We start from the raw sequence: 25,638 nt of genomic DNA, 5'->3' as shown, positions 1-25,638 counted from the left end.
GCCTGACCCGGTGAGTGTGATCGAAAACAGCCGCTGAACGGCTGTTTGTCACAAGAGCCTGGAGCCAAGCGGCCCTTCTTATTGTTTGTGTTCTTCAGGCAGCGTCGGCTTCTTCACCCGGCGATGTCGGCTTCGGCGGTTCGATCAGGCTCGGCACGCCGGGCGCCGGGCTGTGGGTCAGGATCTTCAGCGTGCGAGCCAGCGTCTCGGGAATGTCGTGACGCTTGACGACCATGTCGACCATGCCGTGATCCAGCAGATATTCAGCGGTCTGGAAACCATCGGGCAGCTGCTCGCGGATCGTCTGCTCGATCACGCGGCGGCCGGCAAAACCGATCATCGCGCCGGGTTCGGAAATGTGAATATCACCGAGCATGGCATAGGATGCCGTGACGCCGCCAGTGGTCGGGTTGGTCAGCACGACGATATAGGGCAGTCCCGCCTCGCGCATCTTTTCGACCATGACCGTGGTGCGGGCCATCTGCATCAGCGACAGAATACCTTCCTGCATGCGCGCGCCGCCTGATGCCGGGAAGATCACCAGCGGGCATTTTTCCGAAAGCGCACGTTCAAAGGCGGCGATGATCGCCTCGCCTGCGGCCATGCCGAGCGATCCGGCAAGAAAGTTGAATTCATGTACGACGGCGACCATAGGCAGGCCATGGACCGTGCCGAAACCGGACAGGATCGTGTCTTCCTGATCGGCCTTTGCGCGGTTTTCCTTCAGCCGGTCGGCATATTTCTTGGAATCGCGGAATTTCAGCGGGTCCTGCGCCACCTTGGGCTGCGGCAGCGCCTCAAAATCACCGCCATCGAACAGGTCGGTCAGACGTGCCTTGGCCGGCATCTTCATATGATAGCCGGAGGACGGGATGACCCATTTGTTCTCTTCCAGATCGGTATGAAAGACCATGGCCCCGGTTTCGGGACATTTGATCCACAAATTCTCGGGAACCTCGCGCCGGCCCAGCATGGAATTGATCCGCGGGCGCACGTAATTTGTAATCCAGTTCACCACAAGAACCTCCTTTTTGTTCCCTGTTGAGGCCGCGCTTTGATGCAGGCGTCCCCATCGGAACCTTTATCGGGCATATCGCGGCAAAGGGATTTTCCCTTCGCGTAAGATATTCTTGGCCTGCCCTGTGCCAGATTTATTCGGCCGCCGCAAGGCGGGCGTCGCGAACACCGCTTGCCAGCCCCTTGACGAAGGTGGTGACGGCAGCAACCGTATCGGGGCCGGCGGTGTTGTTTTCGCCCAGGCTTCCGGCGATCTGATTGACCACCGCCGTGCCAACGACAACGCCGTCAGCCACGGCGCCGATCAGGCGTGCATGTTCAGCCGTCTTGACGCCGAAGCCGACGCAGACCGGCAGTTCGGTGTGCGCCTTGATGCGTTCCACTGCCTCGCCGACGACGGATGGATCGGGCAGTGCCGAACCGGTAATGCCGTTCATCGAGACATAATAGACAAAACCCGACGTGTTGTTGAGCACGACCGGAAGCCGCTTGCCATCCGTGGTCGGCGTGGTCAGGCGAATGAAGTTCAATCCCTTGCCGAGGGCCGGAATGCACAATTCGCTGTCCATTTCCGTCGGCAGATCGACAACGATCAGGCCGTCAATCCCGGCTTCAAGCGCATCCTCGACAAAGGCCTCGACGCCATAGATGTAGATGGGGTTGTAATAGCCCATCATCACGATCGGGGTTTTCTGGTCGTCTTTGCGGAATTGCCGTGCCAGTTCCAGTGTCTTCTTCAGCGTCTGGCCCGCTTTCAGCGCTCTGAGGCCTGCAAGCTGGATCGCCGGGCCATCGGCCATGGGATCGGAAAAGGGCATGCCGAGTTCGATAACATCGGCGCCGGCGCCGGGCAGGGCCTTCATGATGGCGAGCGAAGTGTCGAAATCGGGATCACCGCCCATGAAATAGGTGATCAGCGCCGGACGGCCTTCAGCCTTCAGATCGGCAAACCTTTTTTCCATACGTTCAGTCATGCTAGTCTCCACGGCATCCGTTCGGCCTGAACGGTTCCATCATATGTTTGTTCCGACCCCAATGCCGCCGGTGCCTGCCCGCGGTGCCAAAGGGCCGATCAGTCGTCTTCAGCGCCTTTGGTTTCGGCCCAGAGTGAGACCGCATCCATGACAGCCTGGTGGACCTGGCGCATTTCCTTGGTCAGAGCGTCAAACTGGCTCTGGCCAAGCTTGCCGGCCGACAATGCTGCCATGGCCGATACGACCTCGACGTTGAAAACATTCTGTCGCGCCAGAGCATCCAGGATCACCTGGTCGAGATCAGGTGCATCAGGATCCCCCTCCTCTTCCAGAAGCTCCACCACGGCTTCGGCGAGATCCGCGATCTCTTCGACATCTTCGGTCCGGTCAATCTTGGCCATATCTTACATATCCATCCCCATCATCTTTCCGATGGTCGGCACGTCCTTGTCGCCGCGACCGGAAAGATTGACCACAATGATTTCGTCCTTGCCCATCTTCGGCGCGCGCTTGATCGCCTCGGCAATGGCATGGCTTGATTCCAGCGCCGGAATAATACCCTCAAGCCGGGTCATCAGCTGAAAGGCCTCCACCGCTTCATCGTCCATGATCGGCACATAATTGACGCGCCCGATATCGTTGAGCCAGGAATGTTCCGGTCCGATGCCCGGATAGTCAAGGCCGGCCGAAATCGAATGGCCTTCCTTGATCTGGCCATCGCCGTCCTGCAGCAGATAGGTGCGGTTGCCATGCAGCACGCCGGGCGAACCCGCCGTCAGCGATGCGCAGTGTTCGTCACCTGAAAGGCCGAGCCCGCCGGCTTCCACGCCAACGATCTGAACGCTTTCATCATCAAGGAAGGGATGGAAGATGCCGATGGCGTTGGATCCGCCGCCAACAGCTGCAATCACCATATCGGGCAGTCGGCCTTCCGCTTCGAGGATCTGCTTGCGGGCTTCCGTGCCGATCACCGACTGGAAGTCGCGCACCATTTCCGGATAGGGGTGCGGTCCGGCAGCCGTACCGATCATGTAATAGGTGCTGTCGACATTGGTGACCCAGTCACGCATCGCCTCGTTCATGGCGTCCTTCAGCGTGCCGTGGCCGGCCGAAACCGCGTTCACCTCGGCGCCAAGCAGCTTCATGCGGAACACATTCGGTGCCTGACGGGCAACATCGGTCGCCCCCATATAGACGACGCAGGGGTAGCCGAAACGGGCCGTGACGGTGGCCGATGCCACGCCGTGCTGGCCAGCGCCGGTCTCGGCAATGATCCGGGTCTTACCCATGCGCTTGGCAAGCAGGATCTGGCCAAGGCAGTTGTTGATCTTGTGCGAGCCGGTATGGTTCAGCTCCTCGCGCTTGAAATAGATCTTCGCGCCGCCGAGATGGGCTGAAAGACGCTCAGCATGATAGAGCGGGCTTGGACGGCCGGTATAGTGCTTGGCGAGGCTTTCCAGCTCGGCCTTGAATTCCGGATCGTTCTTGGCCTTTTCCCATTCGGCCTGAAGATCAAGGATCACCGGCATCAGCGTTTCGGCGACGAAGCGGCCTCCGAAAATGCCGAACATCCCGAAATCATCGGGACCGGTGCGGAAGGAGTTCGGTTTCGGGCTCTCGTTCAAGGTCATCTCCATTCCATCAGGCCGTTGCGGGGCGGGCGACCGCCTTGTCCACGGCATCAAAAAAAGCATCAATGCGGGCCGGATCCTTCACGCCGGGCGCGCTTTCCACGCCCGAGGAAACATCCAGCGCCCGCGCGCCGGTGCGCGTCAAGGCTTCCGCCACATTGTCGGCGTTTAGTCCGCCGGACAGGAAATAGTCGATATTCTCCGAAAGCCCCTCTAGCAAGCGCCAATCGAAGGAAACCCCGTTGCCGCCCGGCAGATCGGCACCTTTCGGCGGTTTCGCATCGAAAAGAACCTTGTCGGCGATACCATCATATTCTTTGACGAACATCAAATCATCGGCCGTGCGGATGGAAAAGGCCTTGATCACCGGCAGGCCGAACAGGGCCTTGACGGTCAGCACGCGCTCGGGGCTTTCATTGCCGTGAAGCTGGAGAAAGTCGGGCCGTGCGGCATAAACGATTTCTTCGAGAAGCTCGTTATCGGCATTGACGGTCACGGCAACGGTCTTTGCCCGGCCGCGCACATGTTCGATCAGCCTTCCGGCAATATCCGGTTCCACATGGCGCGGGCTTTTTTCAAAGAAGATGAAGCCCACATAGCTGGCATGGCGGGCGATCACCTGGTCGATCGCCGCCTCTGTGCTCAATCCGCAAATCTTGATGTCCGGTCGTTTCATGTCCCTGTCCATGGCCGGGCCTGTCCCGGTTCGTCCATATGTTGTCACGATGCCTCGAAGCGCAGCGCATGCAGAAATGTGCCGCGTTCCTTCAGCCAGCCCCGTGCCGAGGCTGTATCCGGGCACAGGCTTTCGCATAATGCCCAGAAGCGCGGACCGTGGTTCATCTCGGTCAGATGCGCCACTTCATGGGCGGCAAGATAGTCAATCACATGTGGCGGCGCCATGGCGATACGCCAGGAGAAATTCAGGTTCCCGCGCGCCGAACAGGAACCCCAGCGGCTTCTGGTATCCTTGAAGCTGATTGTGGCAAAGCGCTTTCCGCTTGCCGCTGCGTGAATTTTCACCCGTTCGGTGATTTCGCGACGGGCTTCCTTTTTCAGATAATCGGCAACCCGGCGGCCAATCGCCTCTTCAGGGCCGGAAACGCGCAACAGCCGTTCGCCACCTTCGGAGACCGCTTCCGTCAGTCCGCGCAGCTTGCCGGTGTGACAGATCCGATGACGTTCTCCTGCAATCGGCACGATACTGCCCTCGCCGACCACACCATCATCGCCGGGAAAGCGCTGCAGCCTTTCAGCCAGCCAGTCATGATGGCGTTCCAGAAAAGCTTCGACCTCGCGGCGCGCAAGGCCCGGCGGTAGGGTCAGGCTGAGCGCATAGCCACCGGGTTCAATTTTAAGTGTCATGCGCCGGGCGCGCCGGTTTGTCCGCACGGTCAGCGGAACCTCACGGCCGTTGACGCTGAGCGCCCGGGTTTTTTCTGGAACCTTTGCCACGGAAAGCCGCCCTTTCTCGCGATGGCTTCTTCACGCAATCAATAGAGCAATTTCTGCAAAAGGGAAAATATTCCGGCGCAGCTCCACCGCCGCACTGATTTATGACATGTTGAAAACTGCGAGCAAAGAAAAGGCTGATATCTCGCAGGGATAGAGATATCAGCCGGTTTTGGAGGTCATTATGAGGGGATTATTGTTGTTATAAGCTACCATTTTGTCCCGTTTCACGTGCCTTTCTGGCATTCATGAAGCGGTCGAATTCCTCGCGGTCGCGTGCTTTTCTCAGCTCCCGCATATAGTCATCAAATTCTGCATGCATCTCGTCGAGCTTGCGACGCTCTTCTTCGATGCGCTCCATTTCAGCACGGCGCCATTCGTCGAAGGCGCTGTTGCCGCTGTTTTTTGCTGTCGGTCCGCTTGCACCGCCGCGCATGCGACGCTTGCAGGCTCTGAAAGCCCGACGCGAGGTCTGGCTGAAGTCATCACCCGGGCGATAAAAGCGATCTCCCCAGATGATATAGGCAAGCATGACCAGCCCCAGAGGCCAGAACACCACAAAACCGATCACCATCAATGCGATGGTCAGCGGGGTCCATGCCGGACGTAGCAATGCCGTTTCGTTCATCTCACTCTTCCTCGGTTGCATGGGGCGGCATCTACCGCCTACAAGCTTTAACTGGGGATGATCGAGATCAGCTTCAAGCCAAACGCGGTCAATTTCGTCTGCTTCCAGATCTAGCGAGGAAAATAGGCGAAAATGGGCTCGCATTTTAGCCTTGACGTGGAATCAATGTGTGCTTCATCTGTTTGGCCATGCTGACTTGTCTTTCCGGGCGCCTGAAACGGCGTTTTTAAACTCCAGCTTCGCCTTCGTTAATTTTCATTCACGAAAGTCGCTTGTCATGACCGAGAGCAATCACCGCATTTCAGAACATCCGATCGACCCGTTGTTTCTCAACCGCTGGGCGCCGCGTGCCTTCAATGGCGAGACGATGCCGGAGGCGGATCTGTCGACGGTACTTGATGCTGCCCACTGGGCACCGTCGGCCAGCAATCATCAGCCCTGGCGCTTTGCCTGGTTCCGGCAGGGCACGCCGCTTTTTGCCGATGCCGTCGAATTGCTGATGGAGGGAAACCGTGTCTGGGCCTCAAGGGCTTCAGCGCTGGTCTTTGTCGTCTCGAAGAAGGCCTATATCAATCATGAGGGTCTAGCGACGCCGCTTGCCACCCATGCCTTCGATTCCGGCTGTGCCTGGGGCATGGCGGCAATGCAGGCCAAGATGATGGGCTATGAGACCCATGGCATGGGCGGCATCTTGAAGGATGCGATTGCCGCATATCTCAAGCTTTCCGACGATTATAGCGTCAACATGGCTTTCGCCGTCGGCAAGCTTGGCCCGGTCACGGCGCTGCCGGAAAAGCTGCAGGCCCGCGAGGTGCCGAGCAATCGAAAGGCGCTTGGCGAAGTCGCAGCCGAAGGCCGGATCATTTTGGATTGATCAGGCCATCTCGGCGCGTTCGAACTGCGAGCGGTAAAGGCGGAAATAGCGTCCCTTTGCCGCCAGCAAGGCGCTGTGATTGCCCTTTTCCACCACATTGCCGCCCTCCATATAGGCAATCACATCGGCGTCACGGATGGTGGAAAGCCGGTGGGCGATGACGAATGAGGTGCGTCCGGCGCGCAGGCGGTTCATGGCCTGCTGCACCAGAAGCTCGGTGCGGGAATCCACCGAGCTCGTTGCCTCATCGAGGATCAGCACGGCGGGGCGCATCAAAAAGGCTCGGGCAATCGTCACCAGCTGTTTCTGCCCGGCGCTCAAGGCGCCGCCGGTCTCGTCCATCACTGTGGCATAGCCATCGGGAAGCAGGCTGGCGAAACCATCGACATGGCAGGCTTTTGCGGCCTCAAGGATTTCATCATCGCTGGCATCGGGGCGGCCATAGGCGATATTGTCCTTCAGCGTGCCGGAAAACAGCCAGGAATCCTGCAGCACCATGCCGAACTGGCGTCTGAGCGCCGGCTTGGCGATTTTCGCCGTATCGATGCCGTCAAGCAGGATCCGCCCGCCATCGACCTCGTAGAACCGCATCAGAAGATTGACCAGTGTTGTCTTGCCGGCTCCCGTCGGGCCGACAATGGCAACCGTCTGGCCTGGCAATGCCTCCAGCGACACATCCTCGAACAGCGGCTTGTCCTGCTCGTAGCGGAAGCGAACATGTTCGAAGCGGACATGGCCTTTTGGCTTTTCAGGCGCTGCAAGCGCGTCTGTCTCGGGCGGCATTTCATCCATGTCCAGCAGTTCGAAAACCCGTTCTGCCGAGGCAAGGCCGGATTGCACCAGGGTTGCCATGCCGGCGACCTGCTGGATCGGCTGGCCGGTCTGGCGGATATATTGAATGAAAGCCTGCAATTCGCCGACGGAAAAGGCGCCCGCCACCACACGCAGGGCGCCGAAAATGACCACGGTGATGAAGGCAAGGTTGGAGACCAGCATGCTCACCGGCTGGATCACGCCGGCAATCAGCTGGGCGCGGAACGCGTGATCTTTCAGCGCCTGATTGGCTTTTTCGAAACGCGCCTCGGTGCGGCGGCGATGACCGAAAACCTGCACCAGTGTGTGGCCGGTAAAGGCTTCTTCCACCTCGGCATTGAGCTCGCCGGTATAGCGCCACTGGCCGGCAAAGCCCGGCTGGGCGCGGCGCGCCAGAACTCTGGTGATGACAACGGCAAGGGCAAGGGCTGCAAGGGCGACCAGAGCGACCATGGGCGAAAGGATCAGCATCATGACGATCACGCCGATCAGTGTCAGCGTCGCCATCAGCAGCTGGCTCATCAGCTGCTGCAGGCTCTGGGTGATATTGTCGATATCATTTGTGACACGGCTCAAAACCTCGCCGTGGGGCTGGCGGTCAAACCAGGACAATGGCAGGCGCGACAGCTTGTTTTCCGCCTGCTGGCGCAGATTGCGGCTCAGCGACTGGACAACATCATTGATCAGCCAGGCCTGGCGCCAGTTGAGCGCCGAGGCGCCGAGATAGAGAATGGCGACAATGACAAGATGGACGGCAATGCCGGCAAAATCGACCGTTCCCGTCGCAAGCATGGAGCTGACCACCAGATCGGTCGCCTTGCCAAGCTGCCAGGGGCCAAGGGTCGAAAGCGTTACGGCGATAGCGGTCATGACAATGGCAAGACCAAGCTTCAGCCTGGATTGCAGCAGGAAGGCCGTCGTCCGCTTCAGCGCCGCGCCGGTATTCTTCGGCTTGCCGCCGGAGGCATGCATGGCCGCACCGGGCGGGCCGCGACGGGGAATGACCGGCGGATTTTGCGTATTGTTGCGTTTATCGCTCATTCCTCGCCCTCCCGGCGTGTCTGGGAGGCGACGATCTCGGTATAGGCCGGGGTTGTGCGCATCAGTTCCTCATGTCCGCCAATTCCGGCAATATGGCCATTGTCGAGAACAATGATCCGATCGGCATTTTGCAGTGTTGCGACGCGCTGCCCGACAATCAGCGTTGCCGCATTGCGGGTTTCAGGCCCCAGCGCGGTTCGCAGCCGCCGGTCGGTGGCATAGTCGAGCGCGGAGAAACTGTCGTCGAAAAGATAGATTTTCGGCTTCGCGGCAAGGGCGCGGGCAATGGTGAGGCGCTGGCGCTGTCCGCCGGAAAAATTGTCGCCGCCCTGTGCCACCGGTGCATCAAGGCGATCGGGCAGGTTTTCGACAAAATCGCGCGCCTGGGCAATTTCCAGCGCATGCCAGAGGTCGTCATCGCTTGCCTCGGCCGCACCGAAGCGCAGATTGGAGGCGATGGTGCCGGAAAACAGAAAGGCCTTTTGCGGCACGAGGCCGATATCGTGGCGCAAAAGATCCGGATCGCGGTCGCGCACATCAACGCCACCAATTGTCACGCTGCCGCCACTGACATCGTAAAGACGCGGGATCAGGTTGATCAGCGTCGATTTGCCGGATCCGGTCGAACCGATAATGCCAACCGTCTCGCCGGGTTCGAGCGAGAAGGAAATATCGCTGAGAACGCTGCGTTCGGCACCCGGATAGCCGAAGTCGACGGCATTGATGCTGAGCGAAAGCGGGGTATTGGCGGGCGGATGGCGGATCACGGCCGGTGCGCGGATTTCCGGTTCGACCGACAGCACGGCGGAAATGCGCCGGGCGGAGACCAGTGCGCGCGGTGCGAAGGCGAACAGCATCGAGGCGATCATCACCGAGATCATGATCTGGACGATATAGGACAGGAACGCCACCAGCGCACCGACCGGCATGGCGCCAGCGCCGATCCGCCCTGCCCCGAACCAGACAACGGCAACCGAGGTCATCTGCAGCACCAGGACGACGGCTGGCATATTGAGCGCCATCAGCCGTCCGGTTTTCAGCGCCGTGCCGGTCAGCGCATCATTGGCGGTGGCAAAGCGCTGCTGCTCGGTTTCGTCGCGGACAAAGGCGCGGATCACCCGCAATCCGTCAATCTGTTCGCGCAGCACCGCATTGACCCGGTCAATCTGGCCCTGCATGCGGGAGAAGAGCGGCAAAGTGCGGCCGAGGATCAGACCGACCGTGATGATCAGGACCGGAACACTGACGAGCAGCAGCAGCGACAGCGAGGCATCCTGGCGCACCGCCATGATCGCAGCGCCGAAACCGATGATCGGGGCGATCATGATCATGGTCAGAAGCATGACCAGCATGTTCTGCAGCTGCTGCACATCATTGGTGTTGCGGGTAATCAGCGAGGGAATGGAAAAGCCGTTCAGCTCGGCAAGCGAAAAGCTCTGGACCCGGAAAAACAGCGCGCGGCGGATGTCGCGGCCGACGCTCATGGCTATATGGGCGGCAATGGCAACGCCCGCGGCGCTCAGGATCAGCTGGATGACGGCTGCGGCAAGCATGATGCCGCCAACGCGGAAAATATGCGGCACATCATCGGCGAGAATGCCCTTGTCGATCACGTCGGCGGAGAGGTTCGGCAGCATCAGCATCGCCGCGGCCTGACCGATCTGGCAGACAAACAGCACCAGTACCAGCGGAAGATAGGGTCTGAAGATCGTCTTCAGGCTGTTCGGCTGTTCGGTGTCTTGGGCCGACGCGGCAAGCGTATCGGCGCGGAGAAGCGCGTTATTGTCTGTCATGGAAAACCGGTCGTGGTGGCGTGCGAAGTGACGATATCTCAAGTCTGTGTAATTCAAAAGCGATCGCAAGACGAATGCGCGAAGTCAAATGAGCGGACATGAAAAAGCCCGCGCGTTTCCGCACGGGCTTCCATCAGATCAGCAATCTTGTCCAGGGATCAGGCGATGGCGCCGTTGATCCAGCTCGAAAGGGCGGTCTTCGGCGCGGCGCCGACCTTGACGTCGGCGACTTCGCCGGCCTTGAACATGGCGAGCATCGGGATCGAGCGGACGCCATATTTGACGGCCAGATCGGGATTGTCATCGACATTGAGCTTGGCGATCTTCACCTTGCCGCCCATTTCTTCGGCAATTTCTTCAAGGCTCGGGCCAATCATGCGGCACGGGCCGCACCATTCCGCCCAGAAATCGACGATTACGGGTTCAGCGGACTTCAGGACTTCTTCCTCGAAGTTGACGCTGTCGACTTTCACTGTTGCCATCTTATTGCTCCTTGGCAATTTCTGTCGGACCCTGAAGGCCCGTGCGCGGCTTAAGCCGCTGCAATATTCGGTTTGGTGCCTCATGTGAGCATGACCTGCCGGGAAATCAATGGCAAGCCTTCACTTTGTCGAGAGCGCCCCCAGAGTTTCATCAAGCATGGCCGGGCTCAGCGAAATCACCGCCCGGTTTTCGGAATAGACCAGCAGGCACTCGACCCGTTTGCCGGGATAAAGCGGCTTCAGGATCTCGGCATAGACCGCCATCTGTGCGGCATGGGAGAAGGGCACGCCGGATGCGTCCTGCGGCGGATTGCGATTGGTCTTGTAATCGACGATCAGCACGCGGTCGCCGTCAATCGCCAGCCGGTCGAGCCGGCCGGAAACGGCAAAGGTATCGCGTCCCAGCGTCACGGTGCCGGTAATGGAGACCTCTGCCCGGCTGTCGGGTCCAAAGACCGGCGCAAGTCGATCATCGGTCAAAAGCGCCATCACATCGTCGCCGAGACGGGCGCGGGCTTCCGGTGACAGCATATGGCCGGCGCGTTCGAGATAGCGACGGCAGCCGGCGTCGCGCTCGGCTTCGGCAAGGCCCGGCAAAAGTTGCAGCAGGCGGTGGGCCAGCCGGCCACGTTCAAGCCCGTCGCCGGGTTTTGCCGCGGAGAAGAGCGGTGAGGCCGTCATCGGTGCGGGATCTTCCACCTCAAGCCCGGCACGCGACGGACTGAGCGGCGGGATCGGCCGTTCGGCATCGCGGAAGGGTTCAAGCAGACAGGCTGGCAGCGGCGGCATTTCTGCGGTTTCGTCATTCTTGCCGGGCGCTGAGTCGAATTTGCGCTTCACAACGGCTTCGCGCCATAAAAGGGCTTCGTAATCGCCATCCGGGCCGCTGACGGTCACGGTCTCTGCCCTGCCCTTTTCATCGGCGGAAAGGGCCGATGCGATCATCGGATGCCAGGAGGCGTCATTGTCGCGCTTGCCGCGATAGCCGGTAATGATCAGCCTGTCGGCGGCGCGGGTCATCGCCACATAGAGCAGGCGACGATATTCTTCCTCTGCCTCGCTTTCGCGGCGGGCAAGGTCGGCAAGGACACGGGCATCCGCCCCTTTCTTGCCGCCATGCCAGACCGGCAGTCCACCCTCCATCATGCGAAAACCTGAGAGATGGCTTGGTACGAAGGCCTTGCCGCCGCTATCGACGAGAAAGACCACCGGCGCCTCAAGCCCCTTGGAGGCGTGCACCGTCATGATCCGCACTTCGTTGCGGCCCTTGTCCTGTTCGCGCTTGACCTCAAGTCCGCCCTCATCCAGCACATCGAGAAAGGATTGCAGGCCCGGCAGGCCATTTTCCTCATGCGCTGCGGCGACATTGAGAAATTCGTCGAGAATATCACTCGCCTCGCTGCCGAGCCGGGCGAGGAAAGCACGGCGGCCACCCTCCTTCGCCAGAATATCGGCGTAAAAATCAAAAGCGGCACGGCGGCGGGCAAGACCGATGGCCCGATCAAGCTTTTCCACGGCGGCGGCGAAGCGAGGTTCCCCCTCGCCTGCGAGCCGGCGAAGCGCTGACCAGACATGTTCGCTTTGCGCGCGTCTGGCGGCGATCGTGAAGAGATCGTCCTCATCGAGATTGATCAGCGGGCTTTTCAAAATGGCGGCAAGCGACAGATCGTCTTCCGGCAGAATGGCGAAACGGCCAAGCGCCATCAGATCCTTCACCGCAATATGATCGGCAAGCTTCAGCCGGTCGGCGCCGGCAACCGGAATGTCATAGGGTGTTTTCATCAGCCGCGTCAGCGCATTGACGAAGCCATCGCGCTTTCTCACCAGAACGAGAATATCACCGGGGCGCACCGGTCGCTCATGGCCGTCTTCGATAATGGTTTCCGTGCCGATCATGGCGGCGATCCGCGCGGCGATCCGGCGGGCCAGCACGGCAGGCGGCGCGCTTTCCGGCGTCGCGTCAAAGGGGGCGGTCCAGTCCTCGTCTTCGTCCGTCTCGGCCGGGGCGATCTTTTCCCACACCTCCACTAAGCCCGGATGGCCGTGCCGGTTGGAAATATGCACCGGTGCTTCATCTTCGGCGGAGAGACCGCGCCGGTTTTCAGCTGTTGAAAACACCTGATCGACGGCGGAGAGTACGGATGATGTCGAGCGGAAGGACAGTGGCAGGCCGATCCTGGAAAAATCGGCACTGCTTTGCCTGACGCGGATCTGCGTTGCCCGGCCTTCGGCGGCAAAGCGTTCGGGACGGGCGCCCTGAAAGGAATAGATCGACTGCTTTTCATCGCCGACGGCAAACATGGTCCGGGTTTGCGCCCGCGCGCCCTCGCCGGCAAAGAAGTCCTCAGTCAGCGAGCGCACCACATCCCATTGCAAGGGAGCGGTGTCCTGGGCCTCATCGACCAGAATATGATCAATGCCCTGATCGAGCTTGTAGTGGATCCAGCGGCTGGAATCGGCGCGGGTCAGAAGGGCTGCGGCGCGGGCGATCAAATCCTCGAAATCGAGCTTGCCGCGCCGTTTCTTCAATTCCTCGTAGCGCTCATCCAGCTTTTCGGCGATCACCAGCGCCGAGACGGTCTTTTCGAAGATCGTGAAGCTGTTGAGCCGGTCGGAAAGCTGCTCGATGAAAGCAGCCGATGCAATCAGCGCTTCGGCGATATCGGGGGCCGTGGCGCGCAGAGACTTGAAGGCAAGGGTCGATTCGGCCTTTGCCGCACCGGTCTTGGTCAAGAGCGCGTCCTGCAGCAGCGTCAGCCGTGTGGCTGCATCGTCGCAGGCCCGAATGGCGCAAAGGGCCTTTGCCAGATCGGCCGAACGCTTGCCGCCATCGGCCCGGGCAACCTCGATCAGCGTCGCGATAGCGGCGTCATCAAGATCGGGCAGCGGCCAGGCGGATGCGGCAATGGTTGCCACTGTTTCGTCTTCGCCAAAGCCGTATTGACGTCCGAGCGCCCGGCGTAATCCCTTCGCGCCGGGGGTGTCGGCCTTTGCGCGGGCGAAAAACGGCCTGAGCGCATGGCGGGCGGAAACGATCTCGCTAAGCAGCCGTTCCAGCCCGCTGTCATCGGCGGTATCGAGCACATCGGCGAAGGCTGCGGCGAGCGCTTCATCCTCGCCTCTGGCGGCGGCGGAGAAAAGCTGGCGGCGGGCGTCTTCCAAAAGCGTGGCGGCGGCAATATCGTCCAGCACGGCAAAATGGCCAGCGACATTGGCCTCCAGCGGAAACTGGTGCAGCAGCTTCTCGCAAAAGGCATGGATGGTCTGGATTTTCAGCCCGCCCGGCGTTTCGAGTGCCCGGGCAAACAGCCTTCGGGCGATGGCAAGCTTGAGGCCATCGGGCCGTGTCCCTTCGATCTCCTCGATCACGGCGGCGAGCCGTTCATCCGGCATGACAGCCCATTCGGCAAGCCGGGCGAAGACCCGGTTCGACATTTCAGAGGCCGCCGCCTTTGTATAGGTGAGGCACAATATGGCAGAGGGTCTGGCCCCGGCCAGAAGCAGGCGGACAACGCGCTGGGTCAGCACATGGGTCTTGCCGGAACCGGCATTGGCGGAAACCCAGACCGTGCGGGCAGGATCAGAGGCAAGACGCTGCTGGCCCGTGGTCCAGGACAGCCAGTCTTCAGCCGGGGCAGCGAGCCCCGGCACAGAGGCATCATTCGCCATTGCCACCCTCCTCGTCTTCCGCCGTCATCCATTCCGCCACTCGGGCCAGATGATCATATTCGCCGCCGAAATCGCGCTGGCGCGCCGGGATCAGCCGGGATGTGAACGGCTTCTCATTCGTCTTCAGCAGAGTGACAAAGCGCGAGAACTGCTTCAGCGCATCATCTGCCAGCGTCATGGCGGTGATTGCATCTTCTGTCTTGGTTGCCGGCTTTTCCAGCTGGTCGACATCAAAGCGGCGACCGGGACGCAGGCGGACATATTTCAGGCTCGCCGTTTCCGTCTGCGGCAGATCGCGGAATGCGCCGGCGGCAAGGGCGGCGGCTTCCAGCGGCAATTGCGGCTCCAGAAGCGCGCGCGCCTCGTTGACGGAAGGGGAAAGGCCGGTCTTGTAGTCGATGATTTCGGCACTGCCGTCGCTCAAGAGGTCGATCCGGTCGGCAATGCCGGTCAGCCGCACCCCGGCAAGCGGAATATTGAAGCCAGCACCTGCTTCCGTCATGGTCTTGTCGATGGTAAGGCGGTCCCGCCTGTCGGCCTCGAAGGTCAAAAGCGCCTCGGCCACACTGCGGATGCGTGGTTCCCAGCTGACCGAAAGATGCGGCGGCAGTTCCGCTTCCATCAAAAGCTGATTGACGATCTCCGTCATCGCAGCCCTGCCCGCCTCGCTTTTCGGATCGGCGCCCGATTTCAGAAACTTTTCGGCCATGGCGTGGTAGAGCGTGCCGCGCTCGGCCATGCCGGGATCGGTATTGAAGGGCAAAAGCGGGTCAAGCTTCAGCACCTTGGCGGCATAGATCGCATAGGGGTCACGCCGCAGCCTGCCGATTTCGGAGAAGGAGTAGCGCTCCGGCTGGAACTCTGCCGGGGGTTTTGGCTCCGGCCGCGGGGCTGGCCGCTGACGCTCCTTGCGATCCAGCTCGTCAGCATAATGGCGATAAAGCGCACCCCGTTCGGCCAGTTTTCCGATCAGATCCGCACCGGCAAAGGCGCCGAGCCGCTGTAGCCAGCGGCTGGCGACGGTCGGGGCCGAGCCCTGGCGCAGCGCACGGGTGAAAATCAGCCTTTTCGTGCCGGCTGCCATGGTGAAATCATGGGCCAGCTGGCCGATGCGCTTTTCCGGCGGCTCCAGGCCGATCTCGGCCTTCATGCCGCGTGAGAGGAAGGGATTGTTCTTCGGCTGGGTCGGCCAGACACCCTCATTCATGCCGCCGATGATGATCGTATCCGCCTCCTGCAGCCGGGCCTCCACCGCGCCAAAAATGAAAACGCGCGGATTGCCCATCGAGCGCGGCTTGACCGCATCGGAGGCAATCAAGGCGGCGGCAATATCGATCCATTGCGGCCCGTCAGCTTCCATCGGTGTTTTCGAGGCCATGCATTCTGCCAGCATGGTGGAAAGCCGTTCCCCGGCCTCCCCAGCCCAGAGTGCGGAGAGATCGCCATCGGCGGAAAGGGCGATGGCCTCAAGCGCGCGTCCGGTGCGCTCCGACCAGGCGGAAACGGCAATGGTTTCAGTGATCGGCGTCGCATCCGGCCCGCGCGGCACCAGCATCTCGCAGAGCGGCGCCAAGGCTTCGCTGATGCGCCTGCCAAGGTCGATCGCTTTTTCCGGGGCCTGTTTCGGCAGGGCGGAGCGGAAGCGGGGCGTATGTCGCTGATCCTGTTCTGCCGCCAGCGCTTCGGTGACGATGGTTTCAAGCTGCCCTGGATCGATCATCCGCGTGCCGCCGCGCAGCGCGATCAGCTCCAGTGCCGCGCTGGCTTGGCGCATATCGCGGGCTGAAAGGCCGAAACGGGCGAGCGGATGCTTGATGAGTGCGGCAAGTGTGGCCGGATCACCGGGTTTCAGCGCCGTCTCCAGCATCAGCACCATCAGCGTGCCCTGCAATGTCTGCAAAAGCGGCGTACCGGCGGAATCATCGGCATCGATGGCGAAACGCTTCAATTCGGCGGTCACGCGACGCGCCAATGCGCGGTCCGGCGTGATCAGTGCTGAAATGGCGGGCCGTCCATCGGATCTGGGGTGATCGAGCGCCAGGCGGAGCGCAATGGCGATCGACAGGGCCTCCTCGCGCTCGTTCGATGCCTCGATCAGGCTTGTGTCGGCAAAGGCAGTATCAAGGGCGGCTACGTCAAACCGGAGGCGTGCAGCCCCCCAGCCATCCGTTCTCTCGGCGGGCGCAAAGGCTTCCGCCAAAATGGCACTGCGCGCGGCAATCTCCGGCGCGGCCTGACCGAGGCTTGTGAAGTCGGCGCGGGTTTGGCCAAGCCGTTCGATCAGCCGCGCCATTTCATATTGCGGATGGGCGCGGTTTGACGGCTCCGGCTGTGACAGATCGGCATCCGGTGCCGTCAGCGCGGAAAAGGCGTCGTCTTCCATGGCAAGATCGAGGCCCGGCAGCACCACAACACCCTGCGGCAGGCGGGCGACCGCTGCAATCAGATCGGCAATGGCCGGTACCGAACCGGTGGAACCGGCGACAATCACCGGCGCGGTGCCGGAAAGGCAAGACAGTCTCTCGGCCTCGGCGGCAAGCAGCCGGTTTCTGTGCATGACGGCGGAGGCCCGGCCAAGCTCGTCCAGCCGTTCGGGCCAGTAAAGGGCGGCGATATTGAGAAATTCGGCGGTCAGCTGCCACCAGATCGCGTAGTCTTCGCCATTCAGTGTGTTCATCTGCGCCCAGTCGATGCCCTCGGTCTCCATGGCGTCGATCAGTTCGGCAAGATCGCGGGCAAGCCAGACGGCGTCAGCCGGGCTTGCCGGGGCAATCAGCGGCGAGCCGCCATGCAGGCCGGAAAGCGCCTCCGACAGACGGTTGCGCCAGGGCAGGATCAGGCCGGCAAGCTCAAGCAGCCGTTCGACCGGTGCAATGGGCTCCATGCTGTCGGCAATTGCGCCTGGCACTTCGGCAAGAAGAGCCTCATCTTCATCGGTTTCACCCAGCGGACGAATCTGCGGCAATATGGCAGTGCTGCCACCGAGCAGGCGCGCAAATTCAGCGCGCAGAACACGTGCGGCGCGCCGGGTCGGCAGAAAGATCACCGCATCGGCAAGACTGAGTGGATCGCTTGGGTCATGGGAAAAGCCAGGTGCAAGCCGTCCATCAAGAAGGGCTTGTGCAAGCGTGGCGAGAAAAGGGGCGCCGGGCGGAATGGTGAAAAGGCCGGTGCCTTTGTCCTCGGTCATGATCCCTCCTGCTTCGCGAGAGCATGATCCGAAACGGCCGAAGCGCGGGTCGTCTTATCATGCTGCTAAAACAATATGTTAGCGTGTCAATCTGATTCCAGCAGATCGCATGGCGCTCTCGTTATTGCAGGCAAGGTTTACGCATCGCAGCGCCGAAGCGCAAGCGGAGCTGCCCCGCCGGATGCGGTGCCGGCAGGGCAGCTATTGTCATCAGCCTTCCAGAACAATGACCTTGGTGCGGACCTTGGGGTCAACGCGGGCATAAAGGTCGATAATATCCTGATTGATCATGCGGATGCAGCCCGACGATACGGCCTGGCCAATGGAGGTCCAGTCCGGATTGCCGTGAATGCGGAACATGGTGTCATTGCCATTGCGGTAGAGATAGAGTGCGCGGGCGCCGAGCGGGTTCATGATGCCCGGATCCATGCCGCCGGAATATTCCTTCAGCTCCGGCTGACGCTGGATCATGGCAAAGGGCGGATACCAGGTGGGCCATTCGGCGCGGCGGCCGACATAGGCCTCGCCGGACCAGCGGAAGCCGTCGCGGCCGACGCCGATACCGTAGCGCACCGCCTTGCCATCTTCGAGCACGTAATAGAGGAAGCGGTCCTTGGTATCGACGATGATCGTTCCGGGCTTTTCGTCTGTCTTGTATTCGACGATCTGGCGGTGATAGGCGTCGGGAACCTGATGGATCGGAACACGCGGCACCTGATAGCCATCGTCAACGGTAGCGGCATAGGCGGAAACCGGGGCCATTACCGTTTTCGGTTCACCGGTCGTGGTGCAGCCAGTGGCGGCCAGAAGCCCCGTCAGGGACAATGCAAGAAAGGCGGATTTCATATACATTTACAGACTCGTGCTCCGGGCGTTAACCGAGGGTTGTGGAATTACGGCGGATTTTAGACAGTTTATGGTTAATAATTTATCTATATTCAAGCGCGCGTAGAAGGTTCGGCTCCATTGTGACGGAAGCGGAACAAGTAATGTTGTCAAAATGCATCGATTGACCGGAGGTGGGCGATGGCAATCATCGATCTGCATAATAAAAATCCAACGGCTGACGGCCGGCAGTCGGAAAATGCGCTTCTGGTGAGGCGTGGCGTGCAGCACCTGCTGCGCCACATGCGTCACGCGGCGATTGCGGAAATGACGCTTCGAAACGGCCGCCGCGCCGATCTGATCAGTCTTTCGGACAAGGGCGAGATCTGGATCATCGAGATCAAATCATCGCTGGAAGATTTTCGCGTCGATCACAAATGGCCGGATTACCGCGCTTATTGCGACCGGCTGTTTTTCGCCACCCATGCGGCCGTGCCGCTGGATGTGTTTCCGGAAGATTGCGGCCTTGTTCTGGCGGATCGTTTCGGCGCAGAAATCCTGCGCGAGGCGCCGGAACATCGGCTGCCACCGGCGCGGCGCAAGGCGTTGACGCTGGAATTTTCACGGCTCGCGGCCGAGCGTCTGACGCTTGCCGAATGGGCGCTGGAAAAATTCGAGAAAGAGCAGGGCGGCTGAGACCGCCCCCAGACTGCTGACAAACCTCGCCACCTCTTTTTGACGTCATGCCTGTGCTTGGTCCACAGGCATCCAGCCGCTGCCCGTCCGCGCGGCGAAAGATTTTTTCTTTCAATGCCTTAACGATCTGGATCCCCGTGACAAGCACGGGGATGACGACGGAGGGGGCGGGCTATTCCACCTCAAACATGCAATATGAATGGCTTTGTCAGCAGCCTGGGGGTGGCTGAGAGCGCCCCGGTCCTGTTTTGTCCGTCAGCGCGGCGCGCGCTTTGCCAATATGCGCTGCAGGGTGCGGCGGTGCATGTTGAGCCTGCGGGCCGTCTCGGAAACATTGCGGTCGCACATCTCATAGATACGCTGAATATGTTCCCAGCGAACCCGGTCTGCCGACATCGGGTTTTCCGGCGGTTCGACGCGGTGTCCGGGCTTTTGCAGCAGCGCATTCAAAATATCGTCGGCATCGGCGGGTTTTGCCAGATAGTCGAGCGCGCCGAGTTTCACCGCCGTGACAGCGGTTGCGATATTGCCATAACCGGTCAGCACGATGATATGCGTATCCTCGCGCAGCTTGCGGATGTCGGAAATGACGTCGAGACCGTTGCCATCGCCAAGCCTCAGGTCGATCACGGCGAATTTGGGCGGCCGGTTGCGGGCGCTCTCAATACCCTCTGCCACGCTCTCGGCCATATCGACTTCGAAACCGCGGATCTCCATGGCGCGGCCGAGCCGTCGCAAAAATGGTCCGTCATCATCTACGATCAACAGGCTGCGCTCCTGGCCAAGCTCCTCCGGCCATGAATTATCGTGCGCGCTGTCCTTGCCTGCCAGTGTTGCGTCTTCGCCTGCTTTCGTCATGGTGCAATCTCATTGCGGGTATAGCCCGCTTTCTGCTTCCTCGCCTGTTAACGCTTATGAACCTCCCCTTCGCGGGGGTAAACCCCATAACATGCGGATTTTCCCCAAAGTGAAGCCGTAAAGGCATCACTGGTGATGGCGCTTGCCTTCGCCGGCAAGCTTTGCCACCTTCGCTTAGCTGACAAATCGCAAGGGGGGTATCCGGCGTATGGATGGCAATGCACGCGAGCGCAATCGTGCTCTGTTTCTCGGCAGCCTTGGTGGCGGTCTGGAATTTTATGATTTCGTGATTTACGCAACCTTCGCCGCCCAGATCGGCAAGGTATTCTTCCCGGCGGAAGATGCGGCGGCGCGCATGCTGGCCGCCTTCGCGGTCTTTGCCGCCGGCTATCTGGTGCGCCCCATTGGCGGTGTGCTGTTTTCCCATTTCGGCGATCGCCACGGCCGCAAGGCGATGCTGCGAATCTCGATTGCCGGCATGGCGGGATCGACCTTTCTGATCGCGCTGATGCCGGGCTATGCCGAATGGGGTGTTTTCGCTGCAGTTGCGCTTGTCATCCTGCGCATGGTGCAGGGGCTCTGCCTTGGCGGCGAGATCCCCGGCGCCATGACGCTGATCACCGAAACCATGCCGAAGCGGCGCGGTTTTGCCTGTGGCGTATTGTTCATGATCATCAATGTCGGCATGCTGGCCGCCCAAGCGGTGCAATGGGCGATCCAGCAAAGCCTGTCGGATGCGGCGGTCCTGAGCTATGGCTGGCGTATCGGTTTCTTCATCGGCGGGGTGATTGCCATTGTCGGCTTTGTGTTGCGCGCCCGGCTTTCGGAAAGCCCGGCCTTTGCGGAAATGGAGGACAGCGCCCACAAGGTACCGCTCGTGCCGCTGTTGAAAGACCATGGCGGGCAGGTCATTACCGGGCTTTTCATCACCGGGCTCGGGGCTGCCGCCGTGCCGCTGCTCTATCTCTACATGAACAGCTATCTGACCGAATTCCTGCATTATGATGCCGATCCGGTGGCAAGTGCCGTTCTCGTCGGCACGATCCTGTTTTCACTGCCCATGCCGCTTGCGGGGCTGATCTCCGATTATATCGGCATCAAGGTCCCGGCTTTCATCGCAGCACTTGCACTCGGCCTTGCCGCCATACCGCTTTATATCTGGATGGGGTCGGGTATTGCCGCGCTGATGCCGGCGATGATCGTGATCTCGCTGATCGGCGCCTTTGCCTGGGGTGTCGGGCCGGTAATGCTGACGGCGATTTTCCCGACCGACGTGCGCTATACCGGTGTCGCCTTTGTCTACAATATCGGCTTCGCCATTGTCGGCGGGCTGACACCGCTTGCAGCCACCTGGCTGATCCAGACCACCGGCAGCACGCTGCCACCGGCCGTTCTCCTGGCGGTTTTCTCACTGCTGGCCGCAGGTGCCGTGCTGACGGCGAAAATCCGTCCCGCCGTCGAAGACTAATCGGCCTCCATGCGCCGGCGCGGCCATGAAACGGCAATCCGGGCGCCTGAACCTTCGGGCTCCCGGTTGGTGAAGCGCAAGGTCGCGCCGGAGCGTTCCAAAAGGGTCTTGGCAATGAACAGGCCAAGCCCCATGCCACCGGCACGCGCCGTTCCCGCCTCGCGGCCGCGGCCGGAAACGAAGGGATCGCCGATGCGCGGCAGGATCTCTGCCGGATAGCCGCTGCCATCATCCTCGATCACGATCGAAACCGTGTTGTCGTCATGGGCGACGGTGAGGCGCACCTTTTCCTCCGCATGCTCCACGGCATTTTCAACGATATTGCCAAGGCCGAAGATGATGCCGGGATTGCGGATACCGACAGGCTCGTCTTCACGCGCTCCCTCGTAGACAATCTCGATGTTGCTGATGAAAGGACGATGCGGCGCGACGACATCCTCCACCAGCGAGGAGAGCGGCAGAAGCCGCATATGTGCCTCGTCCTCCTTCGACATGGCGGTCAGCCGTGCCAGAATTTCGCGGCAGCGCTGGGCCTGGCTGACCAGCAGCATCACGTCTTCGCCATGGCGCTCATCCTTGCCAAGCGTGCCGGCCATCTCCTTGGCCACCAGCAGGATAGTCGCCAGCGGCGTGCCAAGCTCGTGGGCAGCAGCGGCGGCAAGGCCATCCAGCTCGGATAGATGCTGCTCGCGTTGCAACACCAGTTCGGTTGCGGCAAGCGCATCGGCCATCTGCTGGGCTTCAAGCGAAATCCGCCGGGCATAAAAGGCGGCAAAGGCCAGCATCGCCAGAATGCCGATCCAGATGCCGAGACGCAGTACCGGATCAACCTCCAGCATCTCGCCGTCATGCCAGGGCAGGGCAAAAGGCGTCAGCGCGAAGCCGGATACGCAGATGATGGCAAGGCCAAGCAGGGTGAGGGCATGTTTCAGCGGCAAGGCGGTGAAGGAGATGATCACCGGCACGGAAATCAGTGCAACGAAGGGATTGGCAAGGCCGCCCGTCAGAAACAACAGGGCGGAGAGCTGAAGAATGTCGAAGCCGATCATGATGAAGGCGCTGCCGGGGCTGACGCGCTGGGTCAGCGGAAAGCGCAGGGCCAGCACCAGATTGCCGATCGCAAGGGCTGCAATCAGCACCATGACCGGGATGAGCGGCATGGAAAAGCCAAGGCCAAAGGCGACGACGATGATGGTGACAATCTGGCCCGCAGCGGCAAGCCAGCGCAGTCGGACAAGCGTCTCCAGACGCAGCGTGCGTCGGCCTTCGCCTTCCATCATGTCGGGTATCGGTGTTCTCATCCATTTCTCCCCGGCGCCTCGCCCTGGCCTTCACATGGCCGGATCCTATATGGCCGGATCCTATCATGTCCCGCGCGGCTTTGCCCGGCGTGTCGGTGTCGCACTGGCCGGATCTTCCGGCCAGACATGTTTTGGATAGCGTCCGCGCATGTCGGCACGCACATCCTTCCAGGAACCGGCCCAGAATCCCGGCAGGTCGCGGGTGGTCTGGATCGGCCGGTGGGCGGGCGAGGTCAGTTCCAAAAGCAGCGGAACGTCACCGGCAATGGCGGGATGGCGCGTCAGGCCGAACATTTCCTGCACACGTATGGAAAGTCGCGGCTCCGCTCCATCATAATGGATCGGGTGGCGCTCGCCGGTCGGTGCCGTGAAATGGGTCGGTGCAAGCTTGTCGAGTTCGCGACCACGTTCATAGCCGAGCATAGCGGCAAGGCCGTCGGAAAGGCTTTTGGCGGAGACGCCGCCAAGCGATGTGACGCCGCTCTGGAATGGCGTGAACCAGGCATCGGCATCGGCGAGCAGCGCCGCGTCGGAAAAGTCCGGCCATGGGGCTCCAAGCTTGCGGTGGAGGAAATTGACCCGCTCGCGCAGATGGTTTGCGTCCTTCGAGAAGGGAAGCGCTGAAAGTCCCGTCTGCAACAGGCCCTCGGCAAGTGCGGCCGCAGCTATTGCGCCCGAGGGCTTGCCAAGCGGAGTTTCGGCCAGCACCAGAGCGCCAAGCCGGGTCATGCGACGCGCCCGGACGCTGCCGCTCTGTCTGTCGAAGAAACACTCTTCTGTTGTTTCGATGGCATCGGCCATTTCCGTTTCAAGCGCCCGGCGCGTCAGGCTTGCGGCGGCAAGGATCCGGCTTTTCGCCGCCGCACCGGTGAGGTCGGCGACGACGAGAAAATCCGCAGATGCCAGCGCATCATCATCTGGCAGTTCGGCCCCGCGTCCATTGGCAAGCAGAAAGCGGCCCGCGCCACCGCGCCGCATGGCAATCCGGTCGGGAAAGGCGTGGGTAAGGGCAATGGCGGCATCGAAGACATCATCAGGGCTCCGTTTCCTGCCGAGGCTGGCGGCAATCCGTCTTGCAAGATTTCTCGCCTTTTCAGCGCGTGGTCCGCGCTCGCCGGCAAAGCGCGAAAGACGCGCTGCCAGATCCGTTGTGTTGCCGCCAAGACCCTGTTCGCCCATCATCACGGCAAGGCGGGCCGCGTCTTCGGCCATGCCGTCCTCTGCTGCATGGCGTACCATGGCAGCAAGGCGTGGCGGCAGCGAAAGCGCACGCATGTCGCGACCGGCATCTGTGATGCGGTTGTCACCGTCAAGCGCGCCGAGATCCATCAGCAAGCGGCGTGATTCGGTCAGGGCCGGAGCCGGTGGCTGGTCCAGAAAGGACAGCGAAGCCGGGTCTGTGACGCCCCAATGGGCAAGATCGAGCGCGAAGGCCGTCAGGTCGCTGGAAAGAATTTCCGGTGGGTCGAAGGCGGCAAGGGCAGCATTCTGCCCCTCATGCCACAGCCTTATCGCGGTGCCCGGCGCTGTGCGGCCGGCGCGGCCCGCGCGCTGATCGGCCGAGGCGCGCGAGGCACGCACCGTTTCCAGACGGGTAATGCCGGTTGCGGGTTCGAAGACGGGCAGGCGCTTCAGCCCGCTGTCGATAACGATGGTGACACCGTCAATTGTGATCGAGGTTTCGGCGATCGCCGTCGCCAGTACCACCTTGCGGGTGCCTTCGGGCGCAGGGCGGATGGCTGCATCCTGCTCACTGCGGGAGAGATTGCCGTAAAGCGGGGTCAGTGTCACATTCTCACCAACCCGGTTCAAAAGCCGTTCTTTCGTCCGGGTGATTTCGGCCTGCCCGGGCAGAAAGGCGAGGATTGATCCGGTCTCCTCGGCGAGCGCCCGGGTAATGGCCGTGGCCATACTGTCCTCAATACGCTCGCCGGCCGGGCGCGGGCGGTAGGAGAGCGAAACCGGAAAAGCGCGCCCGGCGCTTTCGATCACCGGCGCGTTGCCCAGCTGTTTTGCTATGCCGCGCGTGTCGAGTGTCGCCGACATGACGAGGACCTTCAGATCCTCGCGCAGGCCGGCGCGGATATCCAGCGCCAGCGCCAGCCCGAAATCGCCATCAAGGGAGCGCTCGTGAAACTCGTCAAAGATCACGGCGGTGATCCCCGAAAGTTCCGCATCATCAAGCGCCATGCGGGTGAACACGCCTTCCGTCACCACTTCAATCCGGGTCTTCGACGAAATCTTGCTATCAAGCCGCATGCGATAGCCGACAGTCTCGCCCGTGTCTTCATCCAGAAGCGCCGCCATTCGATTGGCCGCAGCCCGTGCTGCCAGCCGGCGGGGTTCGATCAGGATGATCTTGCCCGAACCTGCCGCACCTTCAGCCAACAGGTGCAGCGGCACCAATGTGGTCTTGCCAGCGCCGGGAGGGGCCGCCAATACCGCCAGCCCACCAGCAAGAAGCGCGTCAGTCAGCGGGCCAAGGATCTCGGTGACGGGCAGGTCGGGTAGTGAGCCCATGATGAGCGCTCCCTTGAAGGACATGATATTATGCGACAGTTGAATGAAAATCCCGCACGCGCCTTGATTAATGCAAAAGCCGCAGTCAGGCAAAGGCGCTATAATGCGTCTTTACGGGAGACGAAATGGGTGATGCCGAAGCGGCTGATCCGGGAGGTGTATCGGAGCCTAAAAAAGCAGCATGTGAATGGTCTGCCCACCTGCTAGGCAAGTATCGTCATTCATGTTTTCTTAAGGTCTTGGTTGACAGGAAAAATGACAAAAGCCGTTTATTTTCAATGGCTTGAAAAAAATGTCATTTTTTCTTCAAAAAGCCGTTGACGGTATTGGTTAGGTAGGTCTATAAGCCGCCTCACCGAACGACGGGGCGCCACTGAGCTGGTGCTTACGGTTCAGAGAAAATCAC

At 61.0% G+C, this 25,638-nt stretch carries 20 protein-coding genes; 4 read left to right on the top strand and 16 right to left on the bottom strand.

Going from position 1 to position 25,638, the window contains the following annotated elements; all coding sequences use genetic code 11:
• Positions 1–94: 94 nt before the first annotated feature.
• The 7 genes from accD to FJU08_RS16585 all read right to left on the bottom strand — a co-directional run bounded on the left by accD (position 95) and on the right by FJU08_RS16585 (position 5,702).
• Entirely contained in the window at positions 95–1,015 is a 921-nt protein-coding gene (accD, locus tag FJU08_RS16615) for an acetyl-CoA carboxylase, carboxyltransferase subunit beta (RefSeq protein WP_141150158.1), read from the bottom strand.
• Between the two features lie 136 nt (positions 1,016–1,151).
• Positions 1,152–1,991 (bottom strand): tryptophan synthase subunit alpha, encoded by an 840-nt coding sequence (gene trpA / locus FJU08_RS16610; RefSeq protein WP_141150157.1) that lies wholly within the window; start codon positions 1,989–1,991, stop codon positions 1,152–1,154.
• A 98-nt stretch (positions 1,992–2,089) separates the two neighbouring features.
• Positions 2,090–2,392, bottom strand: coding sequence for a hypothetical protein (locus tag FJU08_RS16605; protein ID WP_141150156.1), 303 nt, complete (start codon positions 2,390–2,392; stop codon positions 2,090–2,092).
• 3 nt (positions 2,393–2,395) lie between these two features.
• Positions 2,396–3,616: a tryptophan synthase subunit beta gene (gene trpB, locus FJU08_RS16600; RefSeq protein WP_141150155.1), complete on the bottom strand. Its 1,221-nt coding sequence runs from the start codon at positions 3,614–3,616 to the stop codon at positions 2,396–2,398.
• Positions 3,617–3,632: 16 nt separating this feature from the next.
• Positions 3,633–4,298, bottom strand: coding sequence for a phosphoribosylanthranilate isomerase (locus FJU08_RS16595; RefSeq protein WP_141150154.1), 666 nt, complete (start codon positions 4,296–4,298; stop codon positions 3,633–3,635).
• A 44-nt stretch (positions 4,299–4,342) separates the two neighbouring features.
• Positions 4,343–5,077 carry a M48 family metallopeptidase gene (locus FJU08_RS16590; protein WP_235890760.1) on the bottom strand — a complete coding sequence of 245 codons (735 nt, stop codon included), beginning with the start codon at positions 5,075–5,077 and terminating at the stop codon, positions 4,343–4,345.
• Between the two features lie 199 nt (positions 5,078–5,276).
• Positions 5,277–5,702 (bottom strand): DUF2852 domain-containing protein, encoded by a 426-nt coding sequence (locus tag FJU08_RS16585; protein WP_141150153.1) that lies wholly within the window; start codon positions 5,700–5,702, stop codon positions 5,277–5,279.
• A gap of 277 nt (positions 5,703–5,979) precedes the next feature.
• Between FJU08_RS16585 and FJU08_RS16580 the strand changes: the two genes are divergently transcribed.
• Positions 5,980–6,576 carry a nitroreductase family protein gene (locus FJU08_RS16580; RefSeq protein ID WP_141150152.1) on the top strand — a complete coding sequence of 199 codons (597 nt, stop codon included), beginning with the start codon at positions 5,980–5,982 and terminating at the stop codon, positions 6,574–6,576.
• Here the strand turns inward: FJU08_RS16580 and FJU08_RS16575 are convergent, their stop codons facing one another.
• The 6 genes from FJU08_RS16575 to FJU08_RS16550 form a co-directional block, all read right to left on the bottom strand.
• Positions 6,577–8,430 (bottom strand): ABC transporter ATP-binding protein, encoded by a 1,854-nt coding sequence (locus FJU08_RS16575; protein WP_141150151.1) that lies wholly within the window; start codon positions 8,428–8,430, stop codon positions 6,577–6,579.
• Positions 8,427–10,223, bottom strand: a complete 1,797-nt coding sequence (locus tag FJU08_RS16570; protein ID WP_141150150.1) for an ABC transporter ATP-binding protein — start codon at positions 10,221–10,223, stop codon at positions 8,427–8,429. Before FJU08_RS16570 ends, FJU08_RS16575 begins: the two co-directional genes overlap by 4 nt.
• A 158-nt stretch (positions 10,224–10,381) precedes the next feature.
• Entirely contained in the window at positions 10,382–10,705 is a 324-nt protein-coding gene (gene trxA / locus FJU08_RS16565; RefSeq protein ID WP_141150149.1) for a thioredoxin, read from the bottom strand.
• Between the two features lie 120 nt (positions 10,706–10,825).
• Entirely contained in the window at positions 10,826–14,374 is a 3,549-nt protein-coding gene (gene addA, locus FJU08_RS16560; RefSeq protein ID WP_141150148.1) for a double-strand break repair helicase AddA, read from the bottom strand.
• Positions 14,364–17,564 (bottom strand): double-strand break repair protein AddB, encoded by a 3,201-nt coding sequence (gene addB, locus FJU08_RS16555; protein WP_141150147.1) that lies wholly within the window; start codon positions 17,562–17,564, stop codon positions 14,364–14,366. The genes addA and addB overlap by 11 nt, the downstream gene beginning before the upstream one ends.
• Positions 17,565–17,774: 210 nt before the next feature.
• Positions 17,775–18,410, bottom strand: a complete 636-nt coding sequence (locus tag FJU08_RS16550) for a L,D-transpeptidase (RefSeq protein ID WP_407943720.1) — start codon at positions 18,408–18,410, stop codon at positions 17,775–17,777.
• 180 nt (positions 18,411–18,590) lie between these two features.
• Here FJU08_RS16550 and FJU08_RS16545 point away from each other — a divergent pair, with 180 nt between their 5' ends.
• Positions 18,591–19,085 (top strand): MmcB family DNA repair protein, encoded by a 495-nt coding sequence (locus FJU08_RS16545; protein ID WP_141150145.1) that lies wholly within the window; start codon positions 18,591–18,593, stop codon positions 19,083–19,085.
• 255 nt (positions 19,086–19,340) lie between these two features.
• Here FJU08_RS16545 and FJU08_RS16540 read toward each other — a convergent pair whose 3' ends face one another.
• Positions 19,341–19,943, bottom strand: a complete 603-nt coding sequence (locus tag FJU08_RS16540; RefSeq protein ID WP_141150144.1) for an ActR/PrrA/RegA family redox response regulator transcription factor — start codon at positions 19,941–19,943, stop codon at positions 19,341–19,343.
• A gap of 208 nt (positions 19,944–20,151) precedes the next feature.
• Here FJU08_RS16540 and FJU08_RS16535 point away from each other — a divergent pair, with 208 nt between their 5' ends.
• Positions 20,152–21,411 carry an MFS transporter gene (locus FJU08_RS16535; protein WP_141150143.1) on the top strand — a complete coding sequence of 420 codons (1,260 nt, stop codon included), beginning with the start codon at positions 20,152–20,154 and terminating at the stop codon, positions 21,409–21,411.
• Here the strand turns inward: FJU08_RS16535 and FJU08_RS16530 are convergent.
• Complete coding sequence (locus FJU08_RS16530; protein WP_141150142.1) at positions 21,408–22,712, bottom strand: ActS/PrrB/RegB family redox-sensitive histidine kinase; 1,305 nt, start codon at positions 22,710–22,712, stop codon at positions 21,408–21,410. The genes FJU08_RS16535 and FJU08_RS16530 overlap by 4 nt on opposite strands.
• Before the next feature lie 63 nt (positions 22,713–22,775).
• Positions 22,776–25,232 carry an ATP-dependent helicase HrpB gene (gene hrpB / locus FJU08_RS16525; RefSeq protein WP_141150340.1) on the bottom strand — a complete coding sequence of 819 codons (2,457 nt, stop codon included), beginning with the start codon at positions 25,230–25,232 and terminating at the stop codon, positions 22,776–22,778.
• Positions 25,233–25,357: 125 nt separating this feature from the next.
• Between hrpB and FJU08_RS22805 the strand changes: the two genes are divergently transcribed.
• Positions 25,358–25,519, top strand: a complete 162-nt coding sequence (locus tag FJU08_RS22805; protein ID WP_181409892.1) for a hypothetical protein — start codon at positions 25,358–25,360, stop codon at positions 25,517–25,519.
• The last annotated feature ends 119 nt before the right edge of the window (positions 25,520–25,638 follow it).

Source organism: Martelella alba (assembly GCF_006516955.1).
Lineage (GTDB): Bacteria > Pseudomonadota > Alphaproteobacteria > Rhizobiales > Rhizobiaceae > Martelella > Martelella alba.
This window is presented reverse-complemented; position numbering and strand designations above follow the sequence as displayed.